This is a genomic window from Streptomyces sp. NBC_00670, from assembly GCF_036226765.1.
GTDB lineage: Bacteria > Actinomycetota > Actinomycetes > Streptomycetales > Streptomycetaceae > Streptomyces.
Genome location: NZ_CP109017.1, coordinates 3342823 through 3369592, shown reverse-complemented (window position 1 = coordinate 3369592; position 26770 = coordinate 3342823). Strand labels below are relative to the sequence as shown.

Annotated in this window: 28 protein-coding genes and 1 riboswitch; of the genes, 15 read left to right on the top strand and 13 right to left on the bottom strand. The window is 72.3% G+C overall.

Annotated elements, in window-relative coordinates:
* Window positions 1-102 precede the first annotated feature (102 nt).
* Complete coding sequence (locus OIE12_RS14935) at window positions 103-585, bottom strand: flavin reductase family protein (RefSeq protein WP_234307533.1); 483 nt, start codon at window positions 583-585, stop codon at window positions 103-105.
* Window positions 586-1150: 565 nt separating this feature from the next.
* Between OIE12_RS14935 and cdgB the strand changes: the two genes are divergently transcribed.
* Window positions 1151-2923: a diguanylate cyclase CdgB gene (cdgB, locus tag OIE12_RS14930; protein ID WP_329135552.1), complete on the top strand. Its 1773-nt coding sequence runs from the start codon at window positions 1151-1153 to the stop codon at window positions 2921-2923.
* 116 nt (window positions 2924-3039) lie between these two features.
* On the top strand, window positions 3040-4050 hold the full coding sequence (locus tag OIE12_RS14925; protein WP_329135550.1) for a carbohydrate-binding protein: 1011 nt from the start codon (window positions 3040-3042) through the stop codon (window positions 4048-4050).
* A 7-nt stretch (window positions 4051-4057) separates the two neighbouring features.
* Here the strand turns inward: OIE12_RS14925 and OIE12_RS14920 are convergent, their stop codons facing one another.
* The 3 genes from OIE12_RS14920 to OIE12_RS14910 all read right to left on the bottom strand — a co-directional run bounded on the left by OIE12_RS14920 (window position 4058) and on the right by OIE12_RS14910 (window position 7365).
* Window positions 4058-4987, bottom strand: a complete 930-nt coding sequence (locus tag OIE12_RS14920; RefSeq protein ID WP_329135548.1) for a 1-phosphofructokinase family hexose kinase — start codon at window positions 4985-4987, stop codon at window positions 4058-4060.
* A gap of 181 nt (window positions 4988-5168) precedes the next feature.
* On the bottom strand, window positions 5169-6338 hold the full coding sequence (gene nagA / locus OIE12_RS14915) for an N-acetylglucosamine-6-phosphate deacetylase (protein ID WP_329135546.1): 1170 nt from the start codon (window positions 6336-6338) through the stop codon (window positions 5169-5171).
* Window positions 6339-6345: 7 nt separating this feature from the next.
* A complete protein-coding gene (locus OIE12_RS14910) occupies window positions 6346-7365 on the bottom strand; it encodes an ROK family protein (RefSeq protein ID WP_329135544.1) in 1020 nt (339 codons plus the stop codon).
* Between the two features lie 125 nt (window positions 7366-7490).
* Here OIE12_RS14910 and OIE12_RS14905 point away from each other — a divergent pair, with 125 nt between their 5' ends.
* From OIE12_RS14905 to otsB, 3 genes are all read left to right on the top strand, one after another.
* Entirely contained in the window at window positions 7491-8786 is a 1296-nt protein-coding gene (locus OIE12_RS14905) for an extracellular solute-binding protein (protein WP_443053827.1), read from the top strand.
* 65 nt (window positions 8787-8851) lie between these two features.
* Window positions 8852-9112, top strand: coding sequence for a DUF3263 domain-containing protein (locus OIE12_RS14900; protein WP_329135542.1), 261 nt, complete (start codon window positions 8852-8854; stop codon window positions 9110-9112).
* 141 nt (window positions 9113-9253) lie between these two features.
* Window positions 9254-10168 (top strand): trehalose-phosphatase, encoded by a 915-nt coding sequence (gene otsB / locus OIE12_RS14895; RefSeq protein ID WP_329135540.1) that lies wholly within the window; start codon window positions 9254-9256, stop codon window positions 10166-10168.
* A gap of 207 nt (window positions 10169-10375) precedes the next feature.
* On the opposite strand, the gene OIE12_RS14890 is transcribed toward otsB, so the two are convergent.
* Both OIE12_RS14890 and OIE12_RS14885 read right to left on the bottom strand, forming a co-directional pair.
* Window positions 10376-11764, bottom strand: coding sequence for an alpha,alpha-trehalose-phosphate synthase (UDP-forming) (locus OIE12_RS14890; protein ID WP_329135538.1), 1389 nt, complete (start codon window positions 11762-11764; stop codon window positions 10376-10378).
* A 59-nt stretch (window positions 11765-11823) separates the two neighbouring features.
* Complete coding sequence (locus OIE12_RS14885; protein WP_329135536.1) at window positions 11824-12768, bottom strand: glucosyl-3-phosphoglycerate synthase; 945 nt, start codon at window positions 12766-12768, stop codon at window positions 11824-11826.
* A 132-nt stretch (window positions 12769-12900) separates the two neighbouring features.
* A riboswitch (SAM riboswitch) is annotated at window positions 12901-13061 on the top strand.
* 18 nt (window positions 13062-13079) lie between these two features.
* Between OIE12_RS14885 and thrC the strand changes: the two genes are divergently transcribed.
* The 5 genes from thrC to OIE12_RS14860 all read left to right on the top strand — a co-directional run bounded on the left by thrC (window position 13080) and on the right by OIE12_RS14860 (window position 18701).
* Entirely contained in the window at window positions 13080-14381 is a 1302-nt protein-coding gene (thrC, locus tag OIE12_RS14880) for a threonine synthase (protein WP_329135534.1), read from the top strand.
* 77 nt (window positions 14382-14458) lie between these two features.
* Window positions 14459-14734 carry a MoaD/ThiS family protein gene (locus OIE12_RS14875; RefSeq protein WP_329135532.1) on the top strand — a complete coding sequence of 92 codons (276 nt, stop codon included), beginning with the start codon at window positions 14459-14461 and terminating at the stop codon, window positions 14732-14734.
* Window positions 14735-15188: 454 nt separating this feature from the next.
* Entirely contained in the window at window positions 15189-15392 is a 204-nt protein-coding gene (locus OIE12_RS14870) for a cold-shock protein (protein WP_003986833.1), read from the top strand.
* A gap of 282 nt (window positions 15393-15674) precedes the next feature.
* Window positions 15675-17300 carry a chaperonin GroEL gene (groL, locus tag OIE12_RS14865; protein WP_329135530.1) on the top strand — a complete coding sequence of 542 codons (1626 nt, stop codon included), beginning with the start codon at window positions 15675-15677 and terminating at the stop codon, window positions 17298-17300.
* 255 nt (window positions 17301-17555) lie between these two features.
* Complete coding sequence (locus OIE12_RS14860) at window positions 17556-18701, top strand: NADH:flavin oxidoreductase (protein WP_329135528.1); 1146 nt, start codon at window positions 17556-17558, stop codon at window positions 18699-18701.
* A 19-nt stretch (window positions 18702-18720) separates the two neighbouring features.
* On the opposite strand, the gene OIE12_RS14855 is transcribed toward OIE12_RS14860, so the two are convergent.
* Genes OIE12_RS14855 through OIE12_RS14840 form a run of 4 tightly spaced genes read right to left on the bottom strand, consistent with a single transcriptional unit; the run spans window position 18721 to window position 21029 of the window.
* Window positions 18721-19302 carry a hypothetical protein gene (locus OIE12_RS14855; protein ID WP_329135526.1) on the bottom strand — a complete coding sequence of 194 codons (582 nt, stop codon included), beginning with the start codon at window positions 19300-19302 and terminating at the stop codon, window positions 18721-18723.
* A 46-nt stretch (window positions 19303-19348) separates the two neighbouring features.
* Window positions 19349-19882, bottom strand: coding sequence for a GNAT family N-acetyltransferase (locus OIE12_RS14850; RefSeq protein ID WP_329135524.1), 534 nt, complete (start codon window positions 19880-19882; stop codon window positions 19349-19351).
* 3 nt (window positions 19883-19885) lie between these two features.
* Entirely contained in the window at window positions 19886-20209 is a 324-nt protein-coding gene (locus OIE12_RS14845; protein WP_329135522.1) for a DUF397 domain-containing protein, read from the bottom strand.
* Window positions 20193-21029, bottom strand: coding sequence for a helix-turn-helix domain-containing protein (locus OIE12_RS14840; RefSeq protein ID WP_329135520.1), 837 nt, complete (start codon window positions 21027-21029; stop codon window positions 20193-20195). Before OIE12_RS14840 ends, OIE12_RS14845 begins: the two co-directional genes overlap by 17 nt.
* A gap of 144 nt (window positions 21030-21173) precedes the next feature.
* On the opposite strand from OIE12_RS14840, the gene OIE12_RS14835 reads away from it, so the two are divergent.
* Complete coding sequence (locus OIE12_RS14835; protein WP_030380111.1) at window positions 21174-21563, top strand: hypothetical protein; 390 nt, start codon at window positions 21174-21176, stop codon at window positions 21561-21563.
* Window positions 21564-21594: 31 nt separating this feature from the next.
* Here OIE12_RS14835 and OIE12_RS14830 read toward each other — a convergent pair whose 3' ends face one another.
* Window positions 21595-22137 carry a DinB family protein gene (locus OIE12_RS14830; RefSeq protein ID WP_329135518.1) on the bottom strand — a complete coding sequence of 181 codons (543 nt, stop codon included), beginning with the start codon at window positions 22135-22137 and terminating at the stop codon, window positions 21595-21597.
* 153 nt (window positions 22138-22290) lie between these two features.
* On the opposite strand from OIE12_RS14830, the gene OIE12_RS14825 reads away from it, so the two are divergent.
* Together OIE12_RS14825 and OIE12_RS14820 are read left to right on the top strand one after the other, a co-directional pair.
* Window positions 22291-22947 (top strand): HD domain-containing protein, encoded by a 657-nt coding sequence (locus tag OIE12_RS14825; protein WP_329135517.1) that lies wholly within the window; start codon window positions 22291-22293, stop codon window positions 22945-22947.
* Between the two features lie 50 nt (window positions 22948-22997).
* A complete protein-coding gene (locus OIE12_RS14820) occupies window positions 22998-24092 on the top strand; it encodes a GNAT family N-acetyltransferase (protein WP_329135515.1) in 1095 nt (364 codons plus the stop codon).
* Window positions 24093-24106: 14 nt separating this feature from the next.
* Here the strand turns inward: OIE12_RS14820 and OIE12_RS14815 are convergent, their stop codons facing one another.
* Both OIE12_RS14815 and OIE12_RS14810 read right to left on the bottom strand, forming a co-directional pair.
* Entirely contained in the window at window positions 24107-24376 is a 270-nt protein-coding gene (locus tag OIE12_RS14815; RefSeq protein ID WP_329135513.1) for a DUF4031 domain-containing protein, read from the bottom strand.
* Complete coding sequence (locus OIE12_RS14810; protein ID WP_329135511.1) at window positions 24373-24774, bottom strand: hypothetical protein; 402 nt, start codon at window positions 24772-24774, stop codon at window positions 24373-24375. Before OIE12_RS14810 ends, OIE12_RS14815 begins: the two co-directional genes overlap by 4 nt.
* A gap of 56 nt (window positions 24775-24830) precedes the next feature.
* Between OIE12_RS14810 and OIE12_RS14805 the strand changes: the two genes are divergently transcribed.
* Together OIE12_RS14805 and murQ are read left to right on the top strand one after the other, a co-directional pair.
* A complete protein-coding gene (locus OIE12_RS14805; RefSeq protein ID WP_329135510.1) occupies window positions 24831-25763 on the top strand; it encodes a MurR/RpiR family transcriptional regulator in 933 nt (310 codons plus the stop codon).
* A gap of 42 nt (window positions 25764-25805) precedes the next feature.
* On the top strand, window positions 25806-26762 hold the full coding sequence (murQ, locus tag OIE12_RS14800; RefSeq protein WP_329135508.1) for an N-acetylmuramic acid 6-phosphate etherase: 957 nt from the start codon (window positions 25806-25808) through the stop codon (window positions 26760-26762).
* The last annotated feature ends 8 nt before the right edge of the window (window positions 26763-26770 follow it).

Here is a 26770-nt window from a genome sequence, read left to right as displayed (position 1 = left end):
CGCACCGCGTCCGTGAATTCACCGGGTGCGAATGCAACGCCCCCGTGCGTCCCACTCCCCGGGCCGTCCCGCGCCCGGATCGTTTTCCCGCGCCGTCCCCCGTTATCCGAGCGCCCGATACCGGCCCCGGAAGTACGTCAGGGGGCCCGCCCCCGAATCGGGTGCGGTGGCGGTGAGGACGCGGCCGACGACGAGGGTGTGGTCGCCCGCCGGCACCCGCTGCTCCGTGCGGCACTCCACGGTCGCCAGCGCACCCCCCACCAATGGCGCCCCCGACGCCCGGCCGCGCACGTAGGCGATGTCCTCGAACAGCAGCCGGTCGCTGATGCGGCCCTTCATCGCGAACCGCCCCGCGATGTGCCGCTGGCTCTCGGCGAGCACCGAGACCGCCCACAGCGGCTGTTCGTCGAGGAGTTCGTCCATGCGGGAGCCCTCGCGCAGGCTGACCATGACCAGGGGCGGGTCGAGGGAGACCGACAGGAAGGCGGTGGCCGTCATGCCCACGTCCTCCCCGCGCGGGCCCTCGGGGTCCAGCGCCGGCTCGTGCGCGGTCACCAGGACCACGCCCGCGGCCAGGCGGGACATGGCGGCACGGAACTCGTCGTCGCTCACCCCTTCAGCATGCCCGCCGGCGGCGGGACCGGGGCCGGCGGGACGGGCGGACGAGAGGGGCTGCGGAGGGATCTGCGAGGTGTTGAGCACGGTCACGACGGTAGTTGCCGTGTTCGCGACGGCGCATCGGGCCAGGGGTCCAGACGGGTCCTAGGACCCGGGCCGCAGCCCGGACCGGTGACGGGCGACTGGCGGCCCCCGCGACCGGCGCCCCCTCCGCGCGATGATCCGGAACGGCCACGCGCCCGCTCCCGGCGTCGTATGCTCGCAGTCGTTCATGGGGACCCCACAGGGCTTTGAATTGTGTTCGGTAAAAGAACACGGGAGAACACGGGAAAACGCAGAACGCGGGAAAAAGCAGAAACCCCTCCCAAATGCTCACCTTTTGCTGTGACTTGAGTCACAAGATGCGTATTTTGTTGACCCTGTGTGCCGAGTGAGCAGCGCGCTGTGATTCAGTAGCGGTGAGGATGCAGGGCGTACGCCGAAGACAACCCTGGGGTTACGGAGTTACCGCGAGATCTCGAGGGGAGGGCGCATGGAGACCGACTCGGAGCCGTACGTCCGTCTTGCGACTCTGCGGAAGCTCCACGAGGTCATGGCGGACATCCACACCGCCCGCAGTCTGGCGGACACGTTGCAGACCGTCGCCGACGGCGTGGTCAACGGCCTCGGATACGAACTGGCGGCCGTCAACCTCGTACGCCCCGACGGCGACCTCGTGGTCGCGGCCCTGGCCGGAAGCTCCACCGTCGAGCAGATGATGGCGGGCCGGGTCGGCTCCCGCGCCGCCTGGAACCGGCGGCTCAACATGGGCGAGGCCTGGGGCGACCTGCGGTTCATATCCCACGCCGAGGGCTGGATCCTCGACGACGACGACGTTCCCCAGTGGCGTTCGGACGGGCCCGAACCCCGCTTCGAGGACGAGTGGCACCCCTCCGACCGCCTGTTCGCACCCCTGTACGGTCCGGGCGGCAGCGGTTCCTCCGGCGAACTGATCGGCGTCCTCTCCGTGGACCGGCCGCGCAACGGCCGCCGGCCCGGCGCCTGGGGCCGCGAGGCGCTCCAGATGTACGCGTTCCAGGCGGCCACCGCGATCAGCAACGCCCGGTTGCGCGCCAACATGCAGCGCGCGCTGGTGCGGCTCGAACGGGACCAGCAGGCGCTGCGCGCCAGCGAGGAGTCCTTCCGGCAGGCCTTCGAGTACGCCCCCTCCGGCATGGCCATCGCCGAGATGGGCGGTGACCAGCACGGCCGCATCCTGCGCAGCAACGACGCGCTGTGCCGGCTGCTCGGCAGGCCCGCCGCCTCGATGCGCCGCTACTCCTTCTCCGACCTGGTCCATCCCGAGGACATCAGCACCCTGCTGCGCACCTCCGCGGAGGGCGGCCGCGCCGAGCTGCGCCTCGGGCGCCGGGACGGCACGTACGTCTGGGTCTCACTGCGCAACTCCGTCGTCGCGGACGCCGCCGACGGGCCCCGCTTCCTGCTCACGCACGTCGAGGACATAGAGGAGCGCAAGCGGCGCGAGCTCCAGCTCGCCCACCGGGCCTCGCACGACTCGCTCACCGGACTGCCCAACTCCGCCGAACTGCGCTCCCGGCTCTCCGCCCGGCTCTGTCAGCGCCCGCACGCCGTGGCCGCCGACGGAGCCGAGTCGGCCGACGCGGCGCACGGGCAGTACGGCGAGTACGGCGAGCACACGGCCTTCGGCGGTCACGCGGTCTTCGACGGGCACACGGCCTTCGGCGGCTTCGGCGAGCCGGGCCTCACGGACACGCCCCCGGCCGGCCACCCCGCGGTGTACGACACCGGCGGGCACGGCTTCGGCCCGCTCTCGGCCCGGGGACCGTACGACGGCTTCGACCACCATGTGCACACCGTCGCCCCGGCCGACGGGACGGACGACGGCACCAAGGGGCTCGCGGTCCTCTTCTGCGACCTCGACGGCTTCAAGTCGATCAACGACCGCTTCGGGCACAACGCCGGTGACGCCGTCCTCGTCGAGGTGGCCGGTCGGCTGACCCGGGGCGTGCGGGACGGCGACACCGTCGCCCGGCTCGGCGGCGACGAGTTCGTGGTGCTGGCCGACGGCCTCGGCCGCGCCGACGCCCAGGACCTCGCCGTACGGCTGCGCAACGAGATCATCCAGCCCATTCGGGTCGACGGACGGGTCATGCGGGTGGGCGCCAGCTTCGGCATCGGCTGGGCACATTGCGGCATGACGGCGGACGAGGTGTTGAAATCCGCTGACGAACGGATGTACGTCGAGAAACGATCCCGTCCCAAACAGCACAGGCGTGCGGGATAGCTCCAGCTCACCGCGGGGGTGAGCAGGAAGACACCGGTACGGGCCTCCGGAAGCGGGTACGCTCGCAGTTCAGCCCAGCACGCATCCGCACCCCCACCCGCTAGGAGCACCAAGGGATGACGCCCGGCAACAACGGCGCGAGCACGCCCGAGGACGACGACCCGTTCGGCTACCTCTACGCCGACGGTCAGGCCAACGGAGCCCAGCCGCCGAGCGGCGGCTACGGCTACCCCAACTCGGTCAACAGGGTGCGGGCGGTCGGTCAGCGGCAGTACGGCGGCGCACAGCAGCCGCAGCAGCCGCAGGCGACCGGCCAGTACGGGCAGGCGGGGGCACCGGGGCAGACGGCGGCGTACGGCCAGGTCCCGCAGCAGCAGGCGTACGGCACCTATGGGCCGCCCGGACAGCCGAACCCGCACTACGCGGCCCCCGAGACCGTCCCCGGCGGGGCGCCGCCCAGCCGCAGGGACCCCGCGGGCGGCAGCGGCGGCGGGCGCGGGCGGGGCCCGAACACCAAGGGCCTGCTGATCGGCGCGATAGCGGTGGTGGCCGCCGTGGTGATCGGCATCAGCGTCGCCATGCTCGGCGACGACTCCGACGGCGACAAGAAGAACACCGCGGGCGACACCACCCCGTCGGCGAGCCAGAGCCCCTCCCCGAGTGGCTCGGACGCGGACGCCTCCGGCGACACGGAGGAACTGCCCAAGATCGACGCCAAGGCGCTCAAGCTGGAGGGCGGCGCCACCATCGCCTCGGAGGTGGAGGGCGCCGAGGCCGACGGCGGCAGCTATGTGACCGGCCTGAACACCGTCGGCTCCCAGGTCACCTGGACCGTCAACGGCATCCCCAAGGACGGCGCCTACACGGTGTTCGCGCACTACAGCGCGGCCGGCGACGACCAGTCGATGACGATGACGGTCAACGGCAAGGAGTTCGGCAGCAAGGTGAACCTGGGCAACTTCGCCCACGCCAAGGACGGCGACTTCGCCAAGGGCTGGACCAAGACCTACGTCTGGCCCACGCTCAACAAGGGCACCAACACGATCACCCTCTCCTGCCAGGACGGCGACAAGTGCGACGTCCTCCTGGACCAGCTCTGGCTGAAGGAAGGCCAGGTCAAGGACTGAGGGGCCGTCACGCCGCCGTCGTCTCCGGGGTCACCGCGACCCGTGTGAGCAGCTCCTCGTAGTCCCGCCGGTCGAATTCGCCCGCCGTCGGTGACAGGACCGTCGCCGCGGACAGGGCGGTGGCACGTGCCAGCCGGTCGGGCCACGGCAGGTGATCCACCAAGGCCGACAGCAGGCCCGCCACCGCCGAGTCGCCCGCGCCCGTCGGGTTGCCGCGCAGTCCGCGCGGCGGCACCGCGCGCCAGCGGCCCTCGGCGTTCACCGCGAGCAGCCCCTTCGCGCCCAGCGAGGCGACCACGGTGTGCGCGCCCCGGCGCCGGGCGTCCCGGGTGGCCTGCGCGGGGTCGTGCGCCCCGGTGAGCTCGGCCAGCTCCTCCGCGTTCGGCTTGACGATGTCGGGGCGGGCGGCCACCCCGCGGCGCAGCGGCTCGCCGCTGGTGTCCAGGAGCACCGGCACCCGGTGCGCCCGCGCGGTACGGACCAGCCCCGCGTACGCGCCCACCGGCACCCCCGGCGGCAGGCTCCCGCACAGGGCGACCGCGGCGGCCGAGCCCAGCAGCTCCTCGTAGGCCCGCTGGAACGCGGACCACTCGGCGGGAGAGATCAGCGGTCCCGGCTCGTTGAGCTGGGTGGTGTCCCCGGTGGCGGCGTCCACCACGGCGACGGTCCGCCGGGTGGCGCCGGCCACGGGTATCAGCGCGTCCACCACGCCGGAGCAGTCGGCCAGCCGTTCCCGCAGGGCGTCACCGGTGCGGCCGCCGGCGAAGCCGGTGACGGTCGCCCGGTGGCCGAGCGCGGCGAGCACGCGGGCCACGTTCAGCCCCTTGCCGCCGGGCCGTTCGGTCACCTCGGTCACCCGGTGCGCGGTGTGCGGGCGCAGTGCGGGGACGCGATAGGTGAGGTCGAGAGCGGTGTTCAGTGTGACCGTGAGGATCACCCGGGCCGACCTCCCTCGGATCGTGCGGTGACGCGTGTGCGTACTCCCAGCGTGCGTGCTGTTTCCACAGTGCGCGCGCCGGTGGCGGTTGAGGAGACTCGATCATGCCAAAGAGTCGGTGGTGGGCCCAGACCCCCGGGCCCACCACCGACTCCCGAAGGGCGGTCAGCAACGGGGCGAATCAGCCCAGTTGGGGATCGATCACCCACTCGCCCCGGCGCATCACGCCCTTCAGCGCGAACTCCTCGTCGAGAACGACCAGGTCGGCATAGGTGCCCGGCGTCAGCGAGCCCACCTCGTCGGCCTTGCCCAGCAGCCGCGCGGGGTTGGCCGAGAGGGCGGCGACGACGTCCTCGACCGGGAGGCCGTCGACCGTGACCGCCCGCTGGAACGCCCGGTCCAGGGTGAGCGTGGAGCCGGCGATCGAGCCGCCCTCCACCAGCCGCGCCACCCCGTCGCTGACCTCGACCTCCAGCGGGCCGAGCAGATAGCGGCCGTCGCCGAAGCCGGCCGCGTCCATCGCGTCGGTGATGAACGCGACCCGGGCCGCGCCCGCGTGACGGAACGCCAGTTGGAGGGCGGCCGGGTGGAGATGCGTGCCGTCGTTGATCAGTTCGACGGTGACCCGCTCGTCCTCCAGCAGCGCGGTGACCGGGCCGGGGGCGCGGTGGCCGAGAGTCGGCATCGCGTTGAACAGATGCGTGGCCACGGTCGCGCCCGCGTCGATGGCGGCGACGGTCTGCTCGTAGGTGGCGTCCGTGTGCCCGACCGCGGCGATCACGCCCTGCTCGGTGAGGAGCCGTACGGAGTCCAGGCCGCCGGGGAGTTCGGTGGCGAGGGTGACCATCCGGGCCTGCCCGCGGGCCGCGTCGACCAGCTTGCGCACCTCGGCCGGGTCGGGGTCGCGCAGCAGGGCGGCGGAGTGGGCGCCCTTGCGGCAGGGGGAGATGAAGGGGCCCTCGAAGTGGATGCCGGCCAGGTCGCCCTGTTCGGCCAGTTCGGACAGCAGCCCGGCGCGCTGGGCGAGCTGGTCCGTCTCCTCGGTGACGGTGGAGGCGACGAGGGTGGTGGTGCCGTGCTCCCGGTGGGTGCGGATGCCGGTCAGCACGTCCTCGACGGAACCGGAGGTGAACGAGGCACCGCCGCCGCCGTGGTTGTGCAGATCGACGAAGCCGGGGACCAGCCAGTGGCCGGAGAGGTCGACGGTGGCGGTGCCGGGCCCGGCGGCGGGCCGGGCGTCGGCGCCGGACGCGGCGGTGATGCGCGCGCCCTCGACGACCACGCGGCCGTCGTCCACGATCCCGGTGGGCAGCACCGTCCGGGCACCGGCGAGAACCTTGCTAGGGGCCATCAGGTGGTTACCTCCGAGGAATCGAGGGATCAACCGAGGGATCGGTCGAGGGGTCAGTGGTGTCACGGACGGTGGGCACGACCGGCGTGGGTTCCTTTCGCGGGCCGCCCGCGGCGTGCAGGTCCCAGGCGAGCAGGCCCGCGCCCAGACAGCCGGCGTTGTCGCCGAGGCCCGCGTGGACGACGGAGGGCAGCTTCTGGAAGGTGACGCGGTCGCGCAGGGCCCGGCGCAGCGGGTCGAACAGGGTGGGCCCGGCCTCCGCCAGCCCGCCGCCGATGATCAGCGTGCGCGGGTCGAGCAGGGTGAAGGCGGTGACCAGACCGTCGGCGAGCGCGTCGACGGCGGCCTGCCAGACCTCCATCGCCCGGGCGTCCCCGGCGGCCACGGCCCGGGCGCAGTCCGCCGCGTCCGCCTCCGGGTTCCCGCAGGCGGCGGCCCAGGCCAGGCCGACGGCGGAGGCGGAGGCGTACCGCTCCAGACAACCGCGCTGCCCGCAGGGGCAGTCGACGCCGCCGGGCCGTACGACGACATGGCCGATCTCGCCCGCGAAGCCGTGCGCGCCCGCCTCCACCCGGCCGTCGATGCCGATGGCGCCCGCGATGCCGGTTCCCAGCGGTACGAACAGAAAGCGGTCGGCGCCCTGACCGGCGCCGATGCGGCCCTCGGCCAGGCCGCCGGTGCGTACGTCGTGGCCGAGGGCGACGGGGACACCGCCGAGCCGCTCGCTCAGCCGGGCGCGCAACGGTACGTCGCGCCAACCGAGGTTGGCCGAGTAGACGGCCACGCCCCGCTCGTCGTCGACGATGCCGGGGACGGCGACGCCGGCCGCGACCGCCGGTTCGCCGAACTCGCTGACGCCGTGGGCGCGGAGTTCGGCGGCGAAGTCGAGGACCGCCGTCGTCACCGCCTCGGGGCCCCGCTCGCGGCCGGTGGGCCGGCGCGCGCGGTACAGCAACTTGCCTTCCGCCCCTACCAGGGCGGCCTTCATCCCGGTGCCGCCCACATCAAGGGCGATGACGTGTTTCACGTGGAACAGTGTGACGCTCGGACCCGGAGAGGTCTAGTCCACTAGAGTGGTGTAGACCTTATAGCCGAATCGTTTCGGCATACGAGACGGTAACCACACACAACCAGCGGAAACAGGAGTGGTCGGTGCGGCGGCGCGGGGCTCGGAGGACGACGGTACTGGGCGCGGCGGTCACCGCACTGGGGATGACGGCGACCCTCGCCGGCTGCGGGGGGCCGGGCGGCTCCGGGGACGTCACCCTGAAACTGGTCGCGGCCGACTACGGGGACTCGGCGGCCAACTCCTCCCAGAAGTACTGGAACACGCTGGTCGACGCGTACGAGGACAAGCACCCGGGCGTGAAGGTCGACGTCAGCGTCTACTCGTGGAACGACGTCGACCGCAAGGTCAAACAGATGGTCGACGCGGGCGACGCCCCCGACCTGGCGCAGATCGGCGCCTACGCCGACTACGCGGCCGCCGACAAGCTCTACCGCGCCTCCGACCTCCTCTCCATCCCCGTCCAGGCCGACTTCGTCCACGAACTGAGCCAGGCGGGGGAGCTGAACCGGGTGCAGTACGGGATGCCGTTCGCGGCCTCCACCCGGCTGCTCTTCTACAACAAGAAGCTGTTCGCCAAGGCCGGGATCAGCCACCCGCCCACCACCTGGGAGCAACTGGCCGCCGACGCGCGCGCGTTGAAGTCGGCCGGAGTGAAGACGCCGTACGCGCTCCCGCTGGGCCCCGAGGAGGCGCAGGCCGAGACGTTGCAGTGGCTGCTCAGCGGCGGTGGCGGCTACACCGACAGCATCGGCAACTACGACCTGGACTCGGCGGAGAACGTCGCCACGTTCGGCTGGCTGAAGGACGAGCTGGTCGGCAAGGGGCTCACCGGGCCCGTCGCGCCGGCGAAGCTCAACCGGGCGGACGCGTTCGCCGCGTTCGCGCGCGGCGAGGTGGGGATGCTCAACGGGCACCCCACGCTGATGAAGGCGGCGCGGGCCAAGGGCCTGAAGTTCGGCATGGTCCCGATGCCCGGGAACGGCGGCGGGAACGGGGACGGCCAGGAACGGGCGTCGATGGGCGTGGCCGACTGGATGATGGCCTTCAAGCAGCACGGCCACCAGGAGCAGATCGGGGACTTCCTCGACTTCGTCTACAGCGAGAAGAACGTGCTGGCGTTCTCCCGCGAGTACGACCTGCTGCCGGTGACGACGTCCGCCTCCGAGGACATGGCCTCCTCCGCGCGGGACGCCGACCTCGCCCCGTTCCTGGAGCAGCTGCCGGGCGCGGAGCTGTATCCGGTGGGCAAGACCTCGTGGGCGACGGTGAGCGCGGGGCTCAAGAAGCGGATCGGGACGGCGGTGTCGGAGCAGGGCAGCGCGGCCGCGGTGCTGGGGCAGCTCCAGCGGTCGGCGATCCGGGAGGACGCGGGGGAGTAGGGGCCTGACCTCCCCGTTTCCGATGGCCGGGGGCGTTGTCAGTGGGGGGCCCTACTGTGGAACGCATGGAGGAACCGGAGAGCGTCGAGACAGAGCGGCCGGGGGAACTGGGCGCGCGCGAACGGGCTGTGCTGGCCATGGAGCGGCGTGGCTTCGCCGGCCCCGGCGTGAAGGAGCGCGCGATACGTGAGCGGCTCGGGCTCGCCCCCGTCCGCTACTACCAGCTGCTCAACGCCCTGCTCGACGATCCCCGGGCCCTCGCCCACGACCCGGTGACCGTCAACCGGCTGCGCCGGGTGCGCGAGGCCCGGCGCGCGGAGCGGTAGGCGGGCGGAGCGGTCGGCGGCCCGGCGCGGTCGGGCCGGGCGTACGGCTCAGGTGTACGGGCGGCCCAGCCGTGCGGGCGGCTCAGGCGGGTACGGGCGGCTCAGGCGTACGAGCGGGCCTGCGCGGATAGTGTCGAAGACATGGGCAGCCACACGGACTCCATGGACCCCGGGGACGCGTCGCACCGCACGGGTGACGCCGATCCGACCGAGCCGACCGTTCCGACGGTTCCGACCCCCGCGACCGAGGCCGGGCGCGAGGGGCTGGAGGCGATCCTCGCCCGTCCCGGCCGGGCGGTCCTCGCCTTCGACTTCGACGGGACGCTCGCCCCGATCGTCGCCGACCCCGAGCAGGCCCGGGCGCACCCCGACGCGGTGCCCGCGCTCGCCGCGCTCGCGCCGAAGGTGGCCTCGGTGGCCGTCGTCACCGGGCGCCCGGCGGGTGTCGCCGTCCGCCACGGGGGGTTCGCCGGGGTCGCCGGGCTCGAACACCTGGTGGTGCTCGGGCACTACGGCGCCGAGCGGTGGGACGCGGTGACCGGCACGGTCAGCGCGCCGGCGCCGCACCCCGGGGTCGCCGCCGTGCGGGCCGAGCTGCCGGGGGTGCTCGACGGGGTCGGGGCGTGGCGCGGGACCTGGGTGGAGGAGAAGGGCGGCCGGGCCGTCGCGGTCCACACGCGCCGGGCGGCCGATCCGCAGGCCGCGTTCGAGGCGCTGCGCGTGCCGCTGTCCGAGCTCGCGGCCCGGCACGGGCTGATCGTCGAGCCGGGGCGGATGGTGCTCGAGCTGCGGCCGCCGGGGATGGACAAGGGGGTGGCGCTGTCGGAGTACGTGCGGGAGGTGGGTGCGGGGGCGGTGCTGTACGCGGGGGACGACCTGGGTGACCTGCCCGCCTTCGCGGCGGTGGAGGGGTTGCGGGGGGAGGGGGTGCCGGGGGTGCTGGTGTGCAGTGGCAGCGAGGAGGTGGCGGAGCTGGCGAAGCGGGCGGATGTCGTGGCCGACGGCCCGGCGGGCGTCGTACGGCTGCTGCGGGCGCTGGCGGCGCGGCTGGGCTAGGCGAATTTCTTTCGCCCCCGCCGCCCCTACCCTTCCCGTCCCTCAAGGGGCTCCGCCCCTTGGACCCCGTGCGCAGTTCCCCGCGCCCCTGATCAGGGGCGCGGGGAACTGCGCAATCTTTTGGGGGTCCGGGGGCTTGCCCCCGGAGGGACGGGAATGGGAAGGGGCGGCGGAGGCGAGGAAACCCCCCGGTCACCCCCCGGGCGTTCAGCTCTCCAGCGCGTGAAGCTGCTCCAGGAACCAGCGCGACGGAGGCAGGGCCGTGCCCGCCGCCGCGAGGCGCTTCGCGCGTTCGGCGCGTTCACCCACCGGCATGGACAGTGCCTCGTGCAACGCCTCCGCCGTCGCGACGACGTCGTACGGGTTCACCACCACCGCGTCCTCGCCCAGCTCCTCGTACGCCCCCGCCTCCCGCGACAGCACCAGCGCGCACCCCTCGTCGGAGACGAGCGGTACCTCCTTGGCGACCAGGTTCATGCCGTCCCGTACGGGGTTGACCAGGGCGACGTCGGCCAGCCGGTACGCCGCGAGCGACCGGGCGAAGTCGTCTTCGACGTGCAGCAGCACCGGTGTCCACCCGTCCGTCCCGTAGCGCGCGTTGACCGACTCGGCCACCCGCCGCACCTCCTCGGTGTACTCCCGGTACACCGCGAGGTCCTGGCGGGAGGGGTAGGCGAACGCCACGTGGACCACCCGCTCGCGCCACTCCGGGCGGGAGGCGAGCAGCTGCTCGTAGGCGAGGAGTCCGCGCACGATGTTCTTCGACAGTTCCGTCCGGTCGACCCGGACGATCGTCTTCCGCTCCGGGCCGATCTCCTCGCGCAGCACCGCCATCCGCTCGTCCACGTCGGCCTCGTGCGAGCGCGCGCGCAGGAAGTCGGCGTCGGCGCCGAGGCCGTGCACGCCGATCCGCGTGGAGCCGAGCCCGCCGACGAGCGCGTCCGCGCACGCGGTGAACGCGTCGGCCCAGCGGTGGGTCAGGAAGCCGAGCCGGTCGGCGCCGAGCATGCCGCGCAGCACCTGCTCGGCGATGTCGTCCGGGAGCAGCCGGAAGTAGTCGACCGGCGCCCACGGGGTGTGCGAGAAGTGCGCGATCCGCAGATCGGGGCGGAGCTCCCGGAGCATCCCCGGGACCAGGGTCAGGTGGTAGTCCTGGACCATCACGGCCGCGCCCTCGGCCGCCTCCTCGGCCAGCGCCTCGGCGAAGGCGCGGTTGTAGGCCTCGTAGGAGGCCCACTGGCGCCGGAACTCCTGGTCGAACACCGGCTCGAGCGGGGTCTGGTACAGCATGTGGTGGACGAACCAGAGCACGGAGTTGGCGATGCCGTTGTACGCGTCCGCGTGCACGTCGGCCGGGACGTCCAGCATCCGTACGCCGTCCTCGCCGACCCCGCGCCGCACGGCCTCGCGGTCGCCGTCGCTCAGCGCCGAGCAGACCCACAGCGCGCCCGCGTCCGGCCCGATGGCCGAGAGCCCGGAGACCAGTCCGCCACCGCCCCGTTTGGCGTGCAGCGAGCCGTCCTCCCGCACCGTGTAGGAGACGGGTCCCCGGTTGGAAGCGACCAGGACCTGAGCAGCACCGAACGTGGAAGCCATACGCCTGAACCTAGCCCGGCCCCGAAACCCTCAAACGTGGACGGGCAGCACAGTGCGCCTCACGCCACCCTCCGGTCCGCGTACTCCGCGATCTGGGTCATCGGGGGACGCTCCTCCGTGTCCACCGGATGCGTGCGCGGCTCGAAGCCGTTCGGGCCGCGTTCGAACTGGGTGAGGGTCGGCCGCAGCAGGTGGCCGCGGGCCAGGCGGAGCTGGGCGGTGCGGTAGATCGCCGCGGCCATGCGCCCCAGCGCCTGGCCGTCCTGGTGCCGGTGGCGGCGCACGCCGACGTCGACCTGGGCGAGCGCGTCGAGGCCGACCGTGTGCAGCGCGTCCACCAGCATGCCGAGCTCGACGCCGTAGCCGACCGGGAACGGGAGCTGTTCGAGCAGTGAGCGGCGGGCCGCGTACTCGCCGCCGAGCGGCTGGACGAAGCCGGCCAGCAGCGGCCAGTGCATGTTCAGCAGCGGGCGGGCCATCAGCTCGGTGACCCGGCCGCCCTGCCCGGCGGCGCCGGCCAGCGGACGGTCGTACATCGCCTTGACCAGCTGCACCTCGGGGTCGGTCAGCAGCGGTCCGACGATGCCGGTGACGAAGTCGGAGGAGAACTCGCGCAGATCGGCGTCGACGAAGCAGACGACGTCGCCGCGGGTGACCAGCAGCGAGCGCCACAGCACCTCGCCCTTGCCGGGGAGGGCCGGGATGCGCGGCAGGATCGCGTCGCGGTGCACCACCCGCGCGCCCGCCGCCGCGGCCACCTCGGCGGTGCGGTCGGTGGAGCCGGAGTCGACGACCACGATCTCGTCGACGAGCGGCACCTGCCGGACCAGGTCGCGGTGGATCGCGGCGACGATCTCGCCGACGGTCGCCTCCTCGTCGAGCGCGGGGAGCACCACGCTCACCGACTGGCCCGTGGCCCGCTTGGCGGCCATGACCTGGTGCAACGGGCGGTCTGCCACGGACCATGAGCGTGCGCTCAGCCAATGCTCGACTTCCTGCAGCACGGTCGGTGGCTCCTTTTGTGATCCATCTCGCGGTACGGACGACTCTCTCAAGTGTCCTGGCCTTCGGTTACAGTCTTGAACAACGCCGATGACCGCCGCATGCCGGGGGTCGCCGACGTCACAACCGAATACCGCTCATCCAGAGGGGCAGAGGGACACGGCCCGATGAAGCCCCGGCAACCCTCCAGCCGGTCTCGTAATCGCTGATCATCGTCGATCACTTCGCGAGGCTCCCGGCTAGGGAAGGTGCCAAATCCGTCTCACGGCGAGATGCGTCGTGAGGAAGATGAGGAGAAAGGGCCTCGCCTCACATGGCTGTGCAGACTGTCGCAGAATCCACCGACTCCACCCCCTCCGGCGCCGGTTCCGTCGATCTCGGCCCCGCCGCCGCGCTCTCCTGCCGCGAATGCGGCCACCGCGTGCCGCTCGGACCGGTCTTCGCCTGCGAGGAGTGTTTCGGGCCGCTGGAGATCGCGTACGACTTCTCGGCGCACGACACCGAGGAACTGCGCCGGAAGATCGAGTCCGGCCCCGCGAACATCTGGCGGTACGCCCCGCTGCTGCCCGTCCCGGCCGACGTGGCGACGAAGCCGAACATCAACCCCGGCTGGACCAAGCTCGTCAAGGCCGACAACCTCGCCCGTGAGCTCGGCGTCACCGGCGGGCTGTACGTCAAGGACGACTCCGGCAACCCGACGCACTCCTTCAAGGACCGTGTCGTCGCCCAGGCCATCGAGGCCGCCCGCGCCTTCGGCTTCACCACCCTGTCCTGCTCCTCCACCGGCAACCTGGCCGGCGCGGTGGGCGCCGCCGCCGCCCGGGCCGGCTTCCGCTCCTGCGTGTTCATCCCGCACGACCTGGAGCAGGGCAAGGTCGTCATGGCGGCCGTCTACGGCGGCGAGCTCGTCGGCATCGAGGGCAACTACGACGACGTGAACCGTTTCTGCTCCGAGCTGATCGGCGACCCGGCCGGCGAGGGCTGGGGCTTCGTCAACGTCAACCTGCGGCCGTACTACGCCGAGGGCTCCAAGACGCTGGCGTACGAGATCTGCGAGCAGCTCGGCTGGCGGCTGCCCGACCAGCTCGTGGTGCCGATCGCCTCCGGCTCCCAGCTGACGAAGATCGACAAGGGGCTGCGGGAACTGATCCAGCTCGGGCTGGTCGAGGACAAGCCGTACAAGATCTTCGGCGCCCAGGCCGAGGGCTGTTCGCCGGTGTCGACCGCGTTCAAGGCGGGCCACGACGTCGTACGGCCGCAGAAGCCGGACACCATCGCCAAGTCGCTGGCGATCGGCAACCCGGCCGACGGCCCCTACGTCCTGGACATCGCGCGCCGCACGGGCGGGGCGGTGGAGGACGTCAACGACGAGGAAATCGTCGACGCGATCCGGCTGCTGGCGCGGACCGAGGGCATCTTCGCGGAGACCGCCGGCGGTGTGACGGTCGGCGTCACGCGGAAGCTGATCGAGGCCGGTGTGCTCGACCCGTCGCTGACGACCGTCGTCCTCAACACGGGGGACGGCCTCAAGACGCTGGACGCGGTGGCGGGTACGGGGCTCACCGCGACGATCCGGCCGTCCCTGGACTCCTTCCGGGAGGCGGGGCTCGCGTAGCCGGCCGGCTCGCGCCCCGCTTTCCCCCACCGCGCCCCTACGGGGCGCCTCGCATCCGACCGGAGGTCATCACCCCCATGAGCGTCACCGTTCGCATCCCCACCATCCTGCGCACCTACACCGGCGGCAAGGCCGAGGTCGGCGCCGAGGGCGCGACCCTCGGCGAGGTCATCGCGGACCTGGAGAAGAACCACACCGGGATCGCCGCCCGGGTCCTGGACGACCAGGGCAAGCTGCGCCGCTTCGTCAACGTGTACGTCAACGACGACGACGTCCGCTTCGAGCAGGGGCTCGACACGGCGACGCCGGAGGGTGCGGGCGTGTCGATCATTCCGGCGGTGGCCGGCGGCTGAGCGGTTCCCGCGGTCGAGCGGCTGACGTTACCTTCGGTAATGTCGATCACCGTGTGTTCATCGGATTGCCCCCTCCGTGAGAGAAACGGAGGGGGCAATTCTGCATGGTTGAGCACGGTACAGTTGGGGAACGCGCCCCGGATTTCTGTGACCGGGGCAGGGGGATCCTGCCGCGCTTCCGACAAGAAGTAGCCAAAGTGTGCGGACCTTTTGCGACTATTGCTCCTTTTGTGCGGCCCGACTTGCCCTGAATTCCGGGGAATTCTCCGTATATTCCCGACCCGTCGTGCCCAGATTTCTCGTCCGACTGACCTGTTGCAGACGGCAGTTGGACAGATACATTCAGCCGCGGTCGACGCGTTCCGGCGCACGCCCCCAACCGTTGGGGGGTGAGGTCTGACCCGGGTCCGCGAAGTGCGGGTCCGTGCAAGGGCCAGTAATAGGGGAGTTGGGCATGGCTCAGGGCACCGTCAAGTGGTTCAACGCGGAGAAGGGGTACGGCTTCATCGCGGTCGACGGTGGTGCGGATGTGTTCGTCCACTACAGCGCGATCCAGATGGACGGTTACCGCACTCTGGAAGAGGGCCAGCGGGTCGAGTTCGAGATCTCGCAGGGTCAGAAGGGGCCGCAGGCGGACATGGTCCGCGTTGCCGGCTGACGCGCGCGCCGACTGAAAGTTCGACGTGAACGAAGGGCTCGTGGGCACCGTCGGGTGCCCGCGGGCCCTTCGGTCTGTCCGGGTCCGACGGGGTGGCGCTTGCACTCTCGGGGGGTGAGTGCTAATCATTGGCGTTAGCACTCACACGGTGAGAGTGACAACGAAGGACCGGGTCGGTGAGGCCCTGGCGAGGTGGGGCAAGGAACCATCCGCCGGTGCCGTCCGTCGCGGGCGCGGGCGCGGTCCGGAGCAATCCACCCCAGTCCGGGAGGACCACTTCACATGGCCAAGATCATCGCGTTCGACGAGGAGGCGCGGCGCGGCCTCGAGCGCGGCATGAACCAGCTCGCGGACGCCGTGAAGGTGACGCTCGGCCCCAAGGGCCGCAACGTCGTCCTCGAGAAGAAGTGGGGCGCCCCCACGATCACCAACGACGGTGTCTCCATCGCCAAGGAGATCGAGCTCGAGGACCCGTACGAAAAGATCGGCGCCGAGCTGGTCAAGGAAGTCGCCAAGAAGACGGACGACGTCGCCGGCGACGGTACGACCACCGCCACCGTCCTCGCCCAGGCGCTGGTCCGCGAGGGCCTGCGCAACGTGGCCGCCGGTGCCAACCCGATGGCCCTCAAGCGCGGTATCGAGAAGGCCGTCGAGGCCGTCTCCGGTGCCCTGCTCGACCAGGCCAAGGAGGTCGAGACCAAGGAGCAGATCGCCTCCACCGCCTCCATCTCCGCCGCCGACACCCAGATCGGCGAGCTCATCGCCGAGGCGATGGACAAGGTCGGCAAGGAAGGCGTCATCACGGTCGAGGAGTCCCAGACCTTCGGTCTGGAGCTCGAGCTCACCGAGGGCATGCGCTTCGACAAGGGCTACATCTCGGCGTACTTCGCGACCGACATGGAGCGCATGGAGGCGTCGCTCGAGGACCCCTACATCCTCATCGCCAACTCCAAGATCTCCGCGGTCAAGGACCTGCTCCCGCTCCTGGAGAAGGTCATGCAGTCGGGCAAGCCGCTGCTGATCATCGCCGAGGACGTCGAGGGCGAGGCCCTGTCGACGCTGGTCGTCAACAAGATCCGCGGCACCTTCAAGTCCGTCGCCGTCAAGGCCCCGGGCTTCGGTGACCGCCGCAAGGCCATGCTCGGCGACATCGCCATCCTCACGGGCGGCGAGGTCATCTCCGAGGAGGTCGGCCTCAAGCTGGAGAACGCCGGTCTGGAGCTCCTGGGCCGCGCCCGCAAGGTCGTCATCACCAAGGACGAGACCACGATCGTCGACGGCGCCGGCTCCGCCGACCAGGTCGCCGGCCGGGTCAACCAGATCCGCGCCGAGATCGAGAACAGCGACTCCGACTACGACCGCGAGAAGCTGCAGGAGCGCCTGGCGAAGCTCGCCGGCGGTGTCGCGGTCATCAAGGCCGGTGCCGCCACCGAGGTCGAGCTCAAGGAGCGCAAGCACCGCATCGAGGACGCCGTCCGCAACGCGAAGGCGGCCGTCGAGGAGGGCATCGTCGCCGGTGGTGGCGTGGCCCTGCTCCAGGCCTCCCAGGTCTTCGAGAAGCTGGAGCTCGAGGGCGACGAGGCCACCGGTGCCGCCGCCGTCAAGCTGGCGCTCGAGGCCCCGCTGAAGCAGATCGCCGTCAACGCCGGCCTCGAGGGCGGCGTCGTGGTGGAGAAGGTGCGCAACCTGACCCCGGGCCACGGCCTCAACGCCGCGAGCGGCGAGTACGTCGACCTGGTCAAGGAAGGCATCATCGACCCGGCGAAGGTGACCCGTTCCGCGCTGCAGAACGCCGCCTCCATCGCCGCGCTGTTCCTGACCACCGAGGCCGTCATCGCCGACAAGCCGGAGAAGGCCGCCCCGGCGGGCGCTCCGGGCGGCATGCCGGGCGGTGACATGGACTTCTGATCCTCACAGGGCCCGGCCACCCACCGGGCCCACCGAGGATCGGACACGTCCGAAACGCGTCGAGGGCGGCGCTCCCCGTACGGGGGGCGCCGCCCTTCGGCGTGTCCGGAGCCGGCGGAGTCGGGGATGGCCCCGGTCACCGTCACGGGGCCGGTGGGAATGCCGGGACGGCGCCCGCGCATTGACCCTCGTGTGCGCATTACATGCGCGTGCACATACTGACCGGTTCTCCCATGCCCCCGAGGAGCCCCTTCGATGACCGCCCCCGCCTCCGCCGCCACGTCCGAGTCCGCCGCTCGCGTCGCGCGGATCCTCTCCCGGCCCGTCGCCCTGAACGGACTGACCGTCCCCAACCGCATCGCCATGGCGCCGATGACCCGCTCGTTCTCCCCGGGCGGTGTCCCCGGCGAGGACGTGCTCTCGTACTACGCACGCCGGGCCGCCGCGGGCGTCGGGCTGATCGTCACCGAGGGCACCTACGTCGGCCACGCCTCGGCCGGGATCAGCGACCGCATCCCCCGGTTCCACGGCGAGGAGCAGCTCGCGGGCTGGGCGAAGGTCGCCGAGGCGGTGCACGCGGCGGGCGGCACGATCGTGCCGCAGCTCTGGCACGTCGGCATGGTCCGCGAGCAGGGCCAGGCGCCCTTCCCCGACGCTCCCGCCGTCGGCCCCTCCGGTCTGCGTGTCGGCGAGGAGGAGGCCACCGGCCGGGCGATGACCCGACAGGACGTGGACGACGTCATCGGCGCGTTCGCCGACGCGGCCGCCGCCGCGGAGCGCATCGGCTTCGACGGCGTCGAGCTGCACGGCGCCCACGGCTACCTCCTCGACCAGTTCCTCTGGGCCGCCACCAACCGCCGCAGCGACGCCTACGGCGGCGACCCGGTCGCCCGTACGCGGTTCGTGGCGGAGATCGTCGAGGCGGTGCGCGCGCGGGTGTCGCCGGAGTTCCCGGTGATCCTCCGCTACTCGCAGTGGAAGACCGGCAATTACGACGCGCGGCTCGCCGGGACGCCCCAGGAACTGGAGGCGATCCTCACGCCACTCGCCGAGGCCGGGGTGGACGCCTTCCACGCCTCCACCCGGCGCTACTGGCTGCCCGAGTTCGACGGCTCGGACCTCAACCTCGCGGGCTGGTCGAAGAAGCTCACCGGCCGCCCGGCCATCACCGTCGGCTCGGTCGGCCTCGACGGCGACTTCATCGGCTCCCTCTTCAACGGCGAGGGCGCGACCGTCCGGAACATCGACGAACTCCTCGACCGTCTGGAGCGCGACGAGTTCGACCTCGTCGCCGTCGGCCGCGCGCTGCTCCAGGACCCCGAGTGGGCGGCGAAGGTGCTGGCCGGCCGCTTCGACGAACTGGCCCCCTACGACGCGGCCTCGGCGAAGACCCTGAGCTGAACCTGCGAGCGGGGGCCGCTCACAGGCCCCCGCCCATCGGTTCGATGTCGACGCGCACCGGGTGGCCCCACACGCGCAGCACCTCGTAGTCGGTGAACTCGTGCACCAGCCGGTACGCCATCGCCGGGCGGGGCCCCCGGCGCTGCGCGTTCAGGTACAGCTCCGCCTCGCGCCGGTCCCGGCGCGGGGTGCCGCACAGCTGCCACTCCTGCCCGTTCCACGCCTCGGGCAGCCAGCGCTGCTGCGGCTGCGGGCGGTCCTCCCGCGTGCCGTACCGGGAGGCGACGCGCTCGCCGGGACCGGTCGCCGTCCGGCGCGGCCCGCCGCCGTCGTACTCCGCGCGCCGGGCCGCCCGGCGCCGCGTCTCGCACAGCAGGCACAGGTCGGGCGCGTCCTCGTCGACGGGCCCGGTCGGATGTTCGGCACACCGGGTGGTGGGCTTCTCCCCGCTGAGGCTCTCCTCCAGCAGGTCCAGCGCCCGCTTCAGGTCGTCCTTGGCCTCGTACAGCTTGGCGTCCGGAGTGTCGGGGTTCAGCGCCTCGCCGTGCTCCCCGAGCACGCGCAGAGCACGGCCGAGCGCGGTGAGCTGTGCGTGGTTCATGTCCGCCAGGGTCGCACACGCCACCGACAGCGCGGGGTGCCGCCGGTCACGCGGGGGTGGTCCAGCGTTCCTCGCCGTCGTGCGGCTCGCCGGTCGGCCGCATGCCGAGGGCTGCCGCGACGGCGGCGGAGGCGCGGTGCTCGGGGTGCACGTGGGCGGTGAGCCGCCCGGCACCCCGGGTGCGCAGCCAGTCCGCCATGACGGCGGCGCCCTCCTTCGCGTAGCCGTTGCCCTGGTGGGCGTGGCCGACGACCCAGGCGAGTTCGGCTTCGAGGTGGTGGGAGCCGCCGGACCGGGACAGCGTCGCCTGCACGGTGCCGACCAGCACGCCGTCGGCGCGCCGCCGCAGCATCCAGTTCAGCCAGCCCTGCGCGTGGTCGGGCGAGTGCCCGGCCGACTGGCGCCGGTAGCGTCGTTCCAGTTCGTCACGGGTCGGCGGGGTGCCGCCGATGTAGGTGTGCAGGCGCGCGTCGTCGAGAAACGTCGTGGCCTCTTCCGCGTGTGCGACACGCAGCGGTTCCAGGCGCAGCCGCCGCCCCTCCAGAGGGACGGCGACCGGCCAGGGAAGGGGTTCGGACACGGCTCAGCGCCGCCGCTTCAGGTCTTCGACGAACGGGACCCAGGCGGAGGCTCGGAACACGAGCTTCGGGCCGCCGGGGTTCTTGGAGTCGCGCACGGGGACGACGGCGGGGTGCCCGTCGGCGACTTCCAGGCAGTTGCCGCCGCTGCCGCCACTGTGCGTGGACTTACGCCAGCGGGCGACTTCGAGGCAGTCGCCACCGCTGCCGTCGCTGTAGCTCGACTTCTGCCAGCGGGCTATTTCCAGGCAGTTGCCGCCGCTGCCGTCGCTGTAGCTCGACTTGTGCCAGGTCGCTGCGCTCAGGTCGTAGTCAAGGCTGATCTCCATGGCAGTAATCCTCCGCCACCGATTCGATCAGGGCCAGGGATTCTCGCGGAGCGAGTGCTGAGGCTGCCAACAATTCGTAGGCGAGTTCGTACCGGGTGACTGTGGCTGGGTCGTCTTCCAGCCTGCCGGTTCCGGGCCCCTCGAAGTAGACGAGACGAGGCGCGTCGTCGAAGGCCATCAGCTTCACCGCGCCGCCCATCAAGGTGTGGGCGCCGCCCGCGAAGGGCAACACCTGCACGATCACCCGCCGTTGGCGAGCCATGGTGGCGACGTGGCCCAGGGCTTCGGCCATCACCTCGGGTCCGCCCGTCGTCCGACGCAACGCAGCCTCGTCAAGCACGACCCACAACGACGGCTTTGTTGGATTGTCGAGGAGCTTCGTTCGCTCCATGCGTGCTTCTACGAGGCCGTCGATCTCCCCGGCCGGTGCCGTTGGCTGGTGTGCGATGAACACGGCCTCGGCGTACCCCGGTGTTTGCAGCAACCCGGGGATCAGCATGGGCGCGTACTCCCGGATGGCCACCGTCCTGGCCTCCGCCTCCGCCGCCTCCGCGAAGTGCTCCGGGTACTCCGACTTCGCCGCCGCGCGGCAGTTGCGCAGGAAGAAGTCCACGCCGAGGACTTCATCCAGCATCCGCGCGTACTCCGGTTGCATCCGCCTCGTGCCCGCCTCCAACTGGCCGATGTACGAGCCGCTGACGAACAGTCGGCCGCCCAACTCCTCCTGGCTCAGGCCCGCTTTCTCGCGCGCGTGGCGCAACTCCGCGCCCAGCAGCGCGCGTGGCGACGACGACGGGTCCAGATCCTTCGGTCCCGGCATGGCTTGGTCCCCCTGCCCTCTTCGTCCTGTCCTCTTCGTCCCACGGCATCCGTTGTTGGGGTGGAACGTCTGGCCAGGTTAGACCGCGGGCATACACGCTGGGTGGCGTATCGCAAACTCAGCGTAAGGAAAGTGAGGCGCACAGTGCGGTCGACGGAAGAGGTCGTGGCGTCGTTGCGGGAGGCGTTGGCGGACGCCGGTGTCGTGTTGCCGTCGCTGGGGGTGGACCCGGTGACCGGCGCGAGCGACGAGCCGTTCGCCCTCGTCGCGTTGGGACGCTGCAACGTACGGACGGCCGAGCGGCTGACCGCGGCGCTGCGCGGCGAGCGGCCGCCGGTCGGGACGTACGCCGTGGACGTACGGGACGGGCGGATGGGCGAGGTGTGTGGACACGTGGGCGGCCGGGTGCAGCTGCGCCCGATCGGCGGCGGACGGGAGTGGGACTGCCCGCCGGACGGCCTGCGGCAGCCCCCGCCCGACGCGGTACTGCGCGAACGCGTCCGCTGCATGAACCAGGAGGCCCGCCTGCCGTGACCGGCGGCGGGCGTATCCCTCGGGCCGGGCGTCAGCCCATGGTCTTCGCGCCGTCCAGGGCCTCGCGGATGATGTCGGCGTGGCCGGCGTGCTGGGCGGTCTCGGCGATGATGTGCAGCAGGACCCGGCGGGCCGACCAGCTGGTGTCCGCCTGGAACCAGGGGGCCTTCGGCAGCGGGTGGGAGACGTCCAGGTCGGGCAGGGTCGCGACGATCTCGTCCGTGCGGCCGGCGACCTTCGCGTACTCGGCGAGGATCCCGGCGACCGTGTCGCCGGGCAGCATCCGGAACTCGTCGGCCCGGCGGGCGAAGTCCTTCTCCGTGAAGGAGGTGAAGTCCGGCATCGCCGAGGTGCCCTTCACGATGAACTCCGCCCAGCCCCGCTCGACCGACGTGACGTGCTTGATCAGGCCGCCCACGCACAGCTCGCTCGCCGTGGTCCGCCGGCCGGCCTGCTCCTCGTCGAGGTCGCGGGCGGTGAAGGTGAGGAACTGCCGGTGCTTGCGCAGGGACTCAAGGAGGTCGGCGCGCTCGCCGGTGAGGGTCTGCGCGGTGGAGTCCATGGTGTCGCTCATGACCATCGGGTCCTTCCGTGGGTGCGGTGCGCCGGGGGCCGGGACGTGCCCGGGGTTCCGGTGCGGCGTCGGGGACCACAGTAGGAGTCCTGTAGGACGGATCCCGTCCTAATGAGGACACCGTTCTCCGGAGCGGGCGCGACAATGACCCGCATGACCCGTCGCGCCCCCGACCCCGCCGTCCTCCGCGTCCGCTGGCGCGAGACCCTGCTCGCCGCCCGCGGCGACCACCCGGGACCCGACCCGGACCCGTACGCCGACGACCTCCTCCGCCGCTGGTCGGAGCCGCAGCGGCGCTACCACACGCCCACCCACCTCACCGCCGTCCTCGACCACGTCGACACGCTGCACGCGCACGCCGAGGACCCCGCCGCCGTCCGTCTCGCCGCCTGGTTCCACGACGCCGTCTACCTCCCCGACCGCTCCGAGAACGAGGAGCGTTCGGCGCGGCTGGCCGTCCGGGCGCTCACGGAGGCGGGGGTGCCGGAGGCCCGTACCGCCGAGGTCGCGCGCCTCGTCCGCCTCACCGTCACCCACGCCCCCGAGCCCGGTGACCGCGACGGTGCCGTCCTCTGCGACGCCGACCTCGCGATCCTCGCGTCCCCGTCCGATGCGTACGCGGCCTACACGGCCCAGGTCCGCGAGGAGTACGCCTTCGTGCCGGACGACGCCTTCCGTGCCGGGCGGGCGGATGTGCTGGAGCAACTGCTCGCGCTGCCACGCCTGTTCAGCACGCCGTACGGTGCCGAGGCATGGGAGGAGCCGGCCCGCCGCAACCTTCGCGCGGAACGTGATCTCCTGACTTCCTGAGTCGAACAAATCGGTCGTACGCGCTCCGCCCCGCGCCTACCCTCACCCCTATGCAGACCATGGGCGGGGAACAGGTGACCGAAGCCGTCGCGTACGCGGTGTCCGTGCTGGAGGAGGGCGCCGGACGGGACTGGGAGGGGACCAAGGCCGGCGCCTCGGAGTGGAGTTGCCGGTTCACCGCGGAGCACCTCGCCGGCACCCTGATCGCGTACGCGGGGCGGCTGGCGGCCCGGGCCCGGCAGGACGTCGGCTTCGGCACCGTCCTCGACGACGACGCCGGCAACGCCGACATCCTGGACGTGCTGCGCACCGGCGGCGCCCTGCTCGCCGCCGCGATCGCCACCGCGCCCCGCGAGGCGCGCGCCTTCCACCCGTACCCGTACGGCAGCGCGAACCGCGAGGGCTTCGCCGCGATGGGCGTCACGGAAGTCCTGCTGCACACCTACGACATGGCCACCGGACTCGGCCTCCCCTACGACCCGCCGGCCGAGCTGTGCAAGGGCGCACTGGAGCGGATCTTTCCGCACGTACGCCCCGGGCACGCCCCCTGGCCCACGCTCCTGTGGGCGACAGGGCGCGGCGACCTGCCCGGCCGGCCCCCGGTCACCGAGTGGCGCTGGCGCAACAACCTGGTGATCCCCGCCGAACGCCTCACCCTCCAGGGCGTCACCCCCGCGGCCGCCGCCGACCTCGCCGCGGGCGGCCCCGGCGGCTTCGACTGGGTCGACGACGGTCCCTACGAGGGCGAGGAGGCGGGCGAGGCCGGCACGCGGACGGCGGCCGGGATGATGCGGCAGGCGTACGAGCAGGGGAGGCACCGGCCGGAGTGGGGCATCTTCGCCCTGGTCCGCGAGGAGGACGGCCGCGCCGTCGGCGCCATGGGCTTCCACGGGCCGCCGGACGAGGAGGAACGCGTCGAGGTCGGCTACGACCTGGCCGCCTCCGCCCGCGGCAACGGGTACGCCACACAGGCGCTGCGCGCGCTGTCGGCCTGGGCGGTGGCCCGCGACGACGTGCGGACCGTGTTCGCGAAGACGGCCCCGGCGAACACCGCGTCCCAGGCCGTTCTGACCCGCGGGGGCTTCCGTCCCGTCCCGTCCGAGGGCGACCTGCGCGTCTACGAGCTACGGAGCGAGAAGGCGTGACGCGCCCGGCGGGGTCACGGCAGCACGCTCCCCTTCCGCCGCCGCAGCCCCGCCAGGGTCAGCAGCCGCACCACCTCCCGGCTGCTCACCTCCACCGCTCCCGCGGCCACCGCGTCGGCGTACCGGTGCGACGGGAGGTCGTAGTGGTCGCGTTCGAAGGCGCGGCGCGGTACGCCCAACGCGTCGGCGAACGCGTGGAGTTCGGCGTAGGAGACGTCACTGACCAGGTGCGACCACAGGCGGCCGTGGCCGGGCCAGGTGGGCGGGTCGACGTATATCGTCACGAGGGACGCGTTCCTCCCATGACCGGCCCGAGCGAGCCCACCGCCGCGACCTTCACGCCCGCCTTGTGGCAGACCCAGTGCGGGTCGGGTCCCAACTCCGGTTCCACCTCCAGCGCGTGGGGCTCGCCCGAGGGGCACACCGGGCACAGCGGCCAGCGGCCGTACTTCTCCAGGAGCGCGTCCTGCACGTCCTGCGCGACCAGGCCCGCCACGAAGGCGGAGCCGTCGGGCCACTGCTCCACCCACCAGCGGCGCTGGGTGACGGAGTCCTCGACGAGCGAGACGACGTCGGCCTGGGCGACGTCCCCCGCGACCAGGTCGGCGAGCACACGTGCGCGGGCCGTGTGGAGCACCTGCTCCAGGGGGCCGATGGACGGGGACGGACCTGTGGGGTTCATGCACCCATTGTGCGCACTCTTGACCGCGCCACCCCGTCGAAAATATCTTTCACAGGGTGAGGTACGACCTGAAGGAAACTTCCGGAGCGCCCCCTGCGCCGCCCGCTCCCGCCGCGCTCGCCGCGAAGGTGCGGACGCTCGCTCCGTCGATGACGCGTTCGATGCAGCGTGTCGCCGAGACCGTCGCCGCCGACCCGGCCGGCTGTGCCGCGCTCACCGTCACCGGCCTCGCCGAGCGCACCGGCACCAGCGAGGCCACGGTCGTGCGCACCGCCCGGCTGCTCGGCTACCCCGGCTACCGCGATCTGCGGCTCGCGCTCGCCGGGCTCGCCGCGCACCAGCAGTCCGGCCGCGCCCCCGCCGTCACGGCCGACATCGCGGTGGACGACCCGCTCGCCGACGTCGTCGCCAAGCTCGCCCACGACGAGCAGCAGACCCTCGCCGACACCGCCGCCGGACTGGACACCGCACAGCTCGGCGCGGCCGTCGCGGCGCTCGTGGCGGCCCGGCGGATCGACGTGTACGGGGTCGGCGCGTCCGGCCTCGTCGCGCAGGACCTCACGCAGAAGCTGCTGCGCATAGGGCTGATGGCGCAGGCGCACAGCGATCCGCACCTCGCCGTCACCAACGCGGTGCAACTGCGCGCGAAGGACGTGGCCGTCGCCATCACCCATTCGGGTTCCACGGGCGACGTCATCGAGCCGCTGCGGGTCGCGTTCGAACGCGGCGCGACCACCGTCGCGATCACCGGCCGGCCCGGCGGCCCGGTCGCCCAGTACGCCGATCACGTCCTGACGACGTCCACGGCCCGCGAGAGCGAGCTGCGGCCGGCCGCGATGTCCTCCCGTACGAGTCAACTGCTCGTCGTGGACTGCCTGTTCATAGGGATCGCCCAGCGCACGTACGAGACGGCGGCGCCCGCGCTGGCCGCGTCGTACGAGGCGCTCGCCCACCGTCACGCGCCCCGCGGCGGCGGCTCGTCACGCTGAAGCGCCGTCTCCCGCACACTCACCGGAAAGAGCCGCACCGCCATGACCCCCTCCCTGCCCCCGGACGCCCCCCGCGACCTGCGCGCCCAGCTGGAGACCCTGACGACCGAGGCGTTCCGCCCGGAGCTGGCCGGTATCGACCAGCTCTCCACCCTGGAGATCGCCACCCTGATGAACGGCGAGGACGCCACCGTCCCGGCCGCCGTCGCCGCCCGGCTGCCGGAGATCGCCGCCGCGATCGACGCCCTCGCGGAGCGCATGGCCCGGGGCGGCCGGCTCCTCTACGCGGGCGCGGGCACCGCCGGGCGGCTCGGGGTGCTGGACGCCTCCGAGTGCCCGCCCACCTTCAACACCGAGCCGACGCGGGTGGTGGGCCTGATCGCGGGCGGTCCCGGCGCGGTGGTGACGTCCGTGGAGGGCGCCGAGGACTCCAAGGTGCTCGCGGAGGACGACCTGCGGGCGCTCGGCCTCACCCCCGACGACACGGTGGTCGGCGTCTCCGCCTCCGGCCGCACCCCGTACGCCATCGGCGCCGTCGAACACGCCCGTGCGTGCGGGGCGTTGACGATCGGCCTGGCCTGCAACGCGGGCAGCGCGCTGGCCGCCGCCGCGGACCACGGCATCGAGGTCGTCGTCGGCCCCGAACTCCTCACCGGTTCCACGCGCCTGAAGGCGGGCACGGCACAGAAGCTCGTCCTGAACATGCTGTCGACGATCACGATGATCCGGCTCGGCAAGACGTACGGGAACCTGATGGTCGACGTCCGCGCCTCCAACGACAAGCTCCGCGCCCGCTCCCACCGCATCGTCTCCCTGGCCACGGACGCCCCGGACTGGCAGATCGAGGTCGCCCTGACGGCGACGGACGGCGAGGTGAAGCCCGCGATCCTGATGCTGCTGGCCGACGTCAACGCGGCGACGGCCGCGCACCTGCTGCGCGAGAACGGCGGCCATCTGCGGGCCTCGCTCAAGGCGGCGACGGACCCGGCGCACCGCTGAACCTCCGA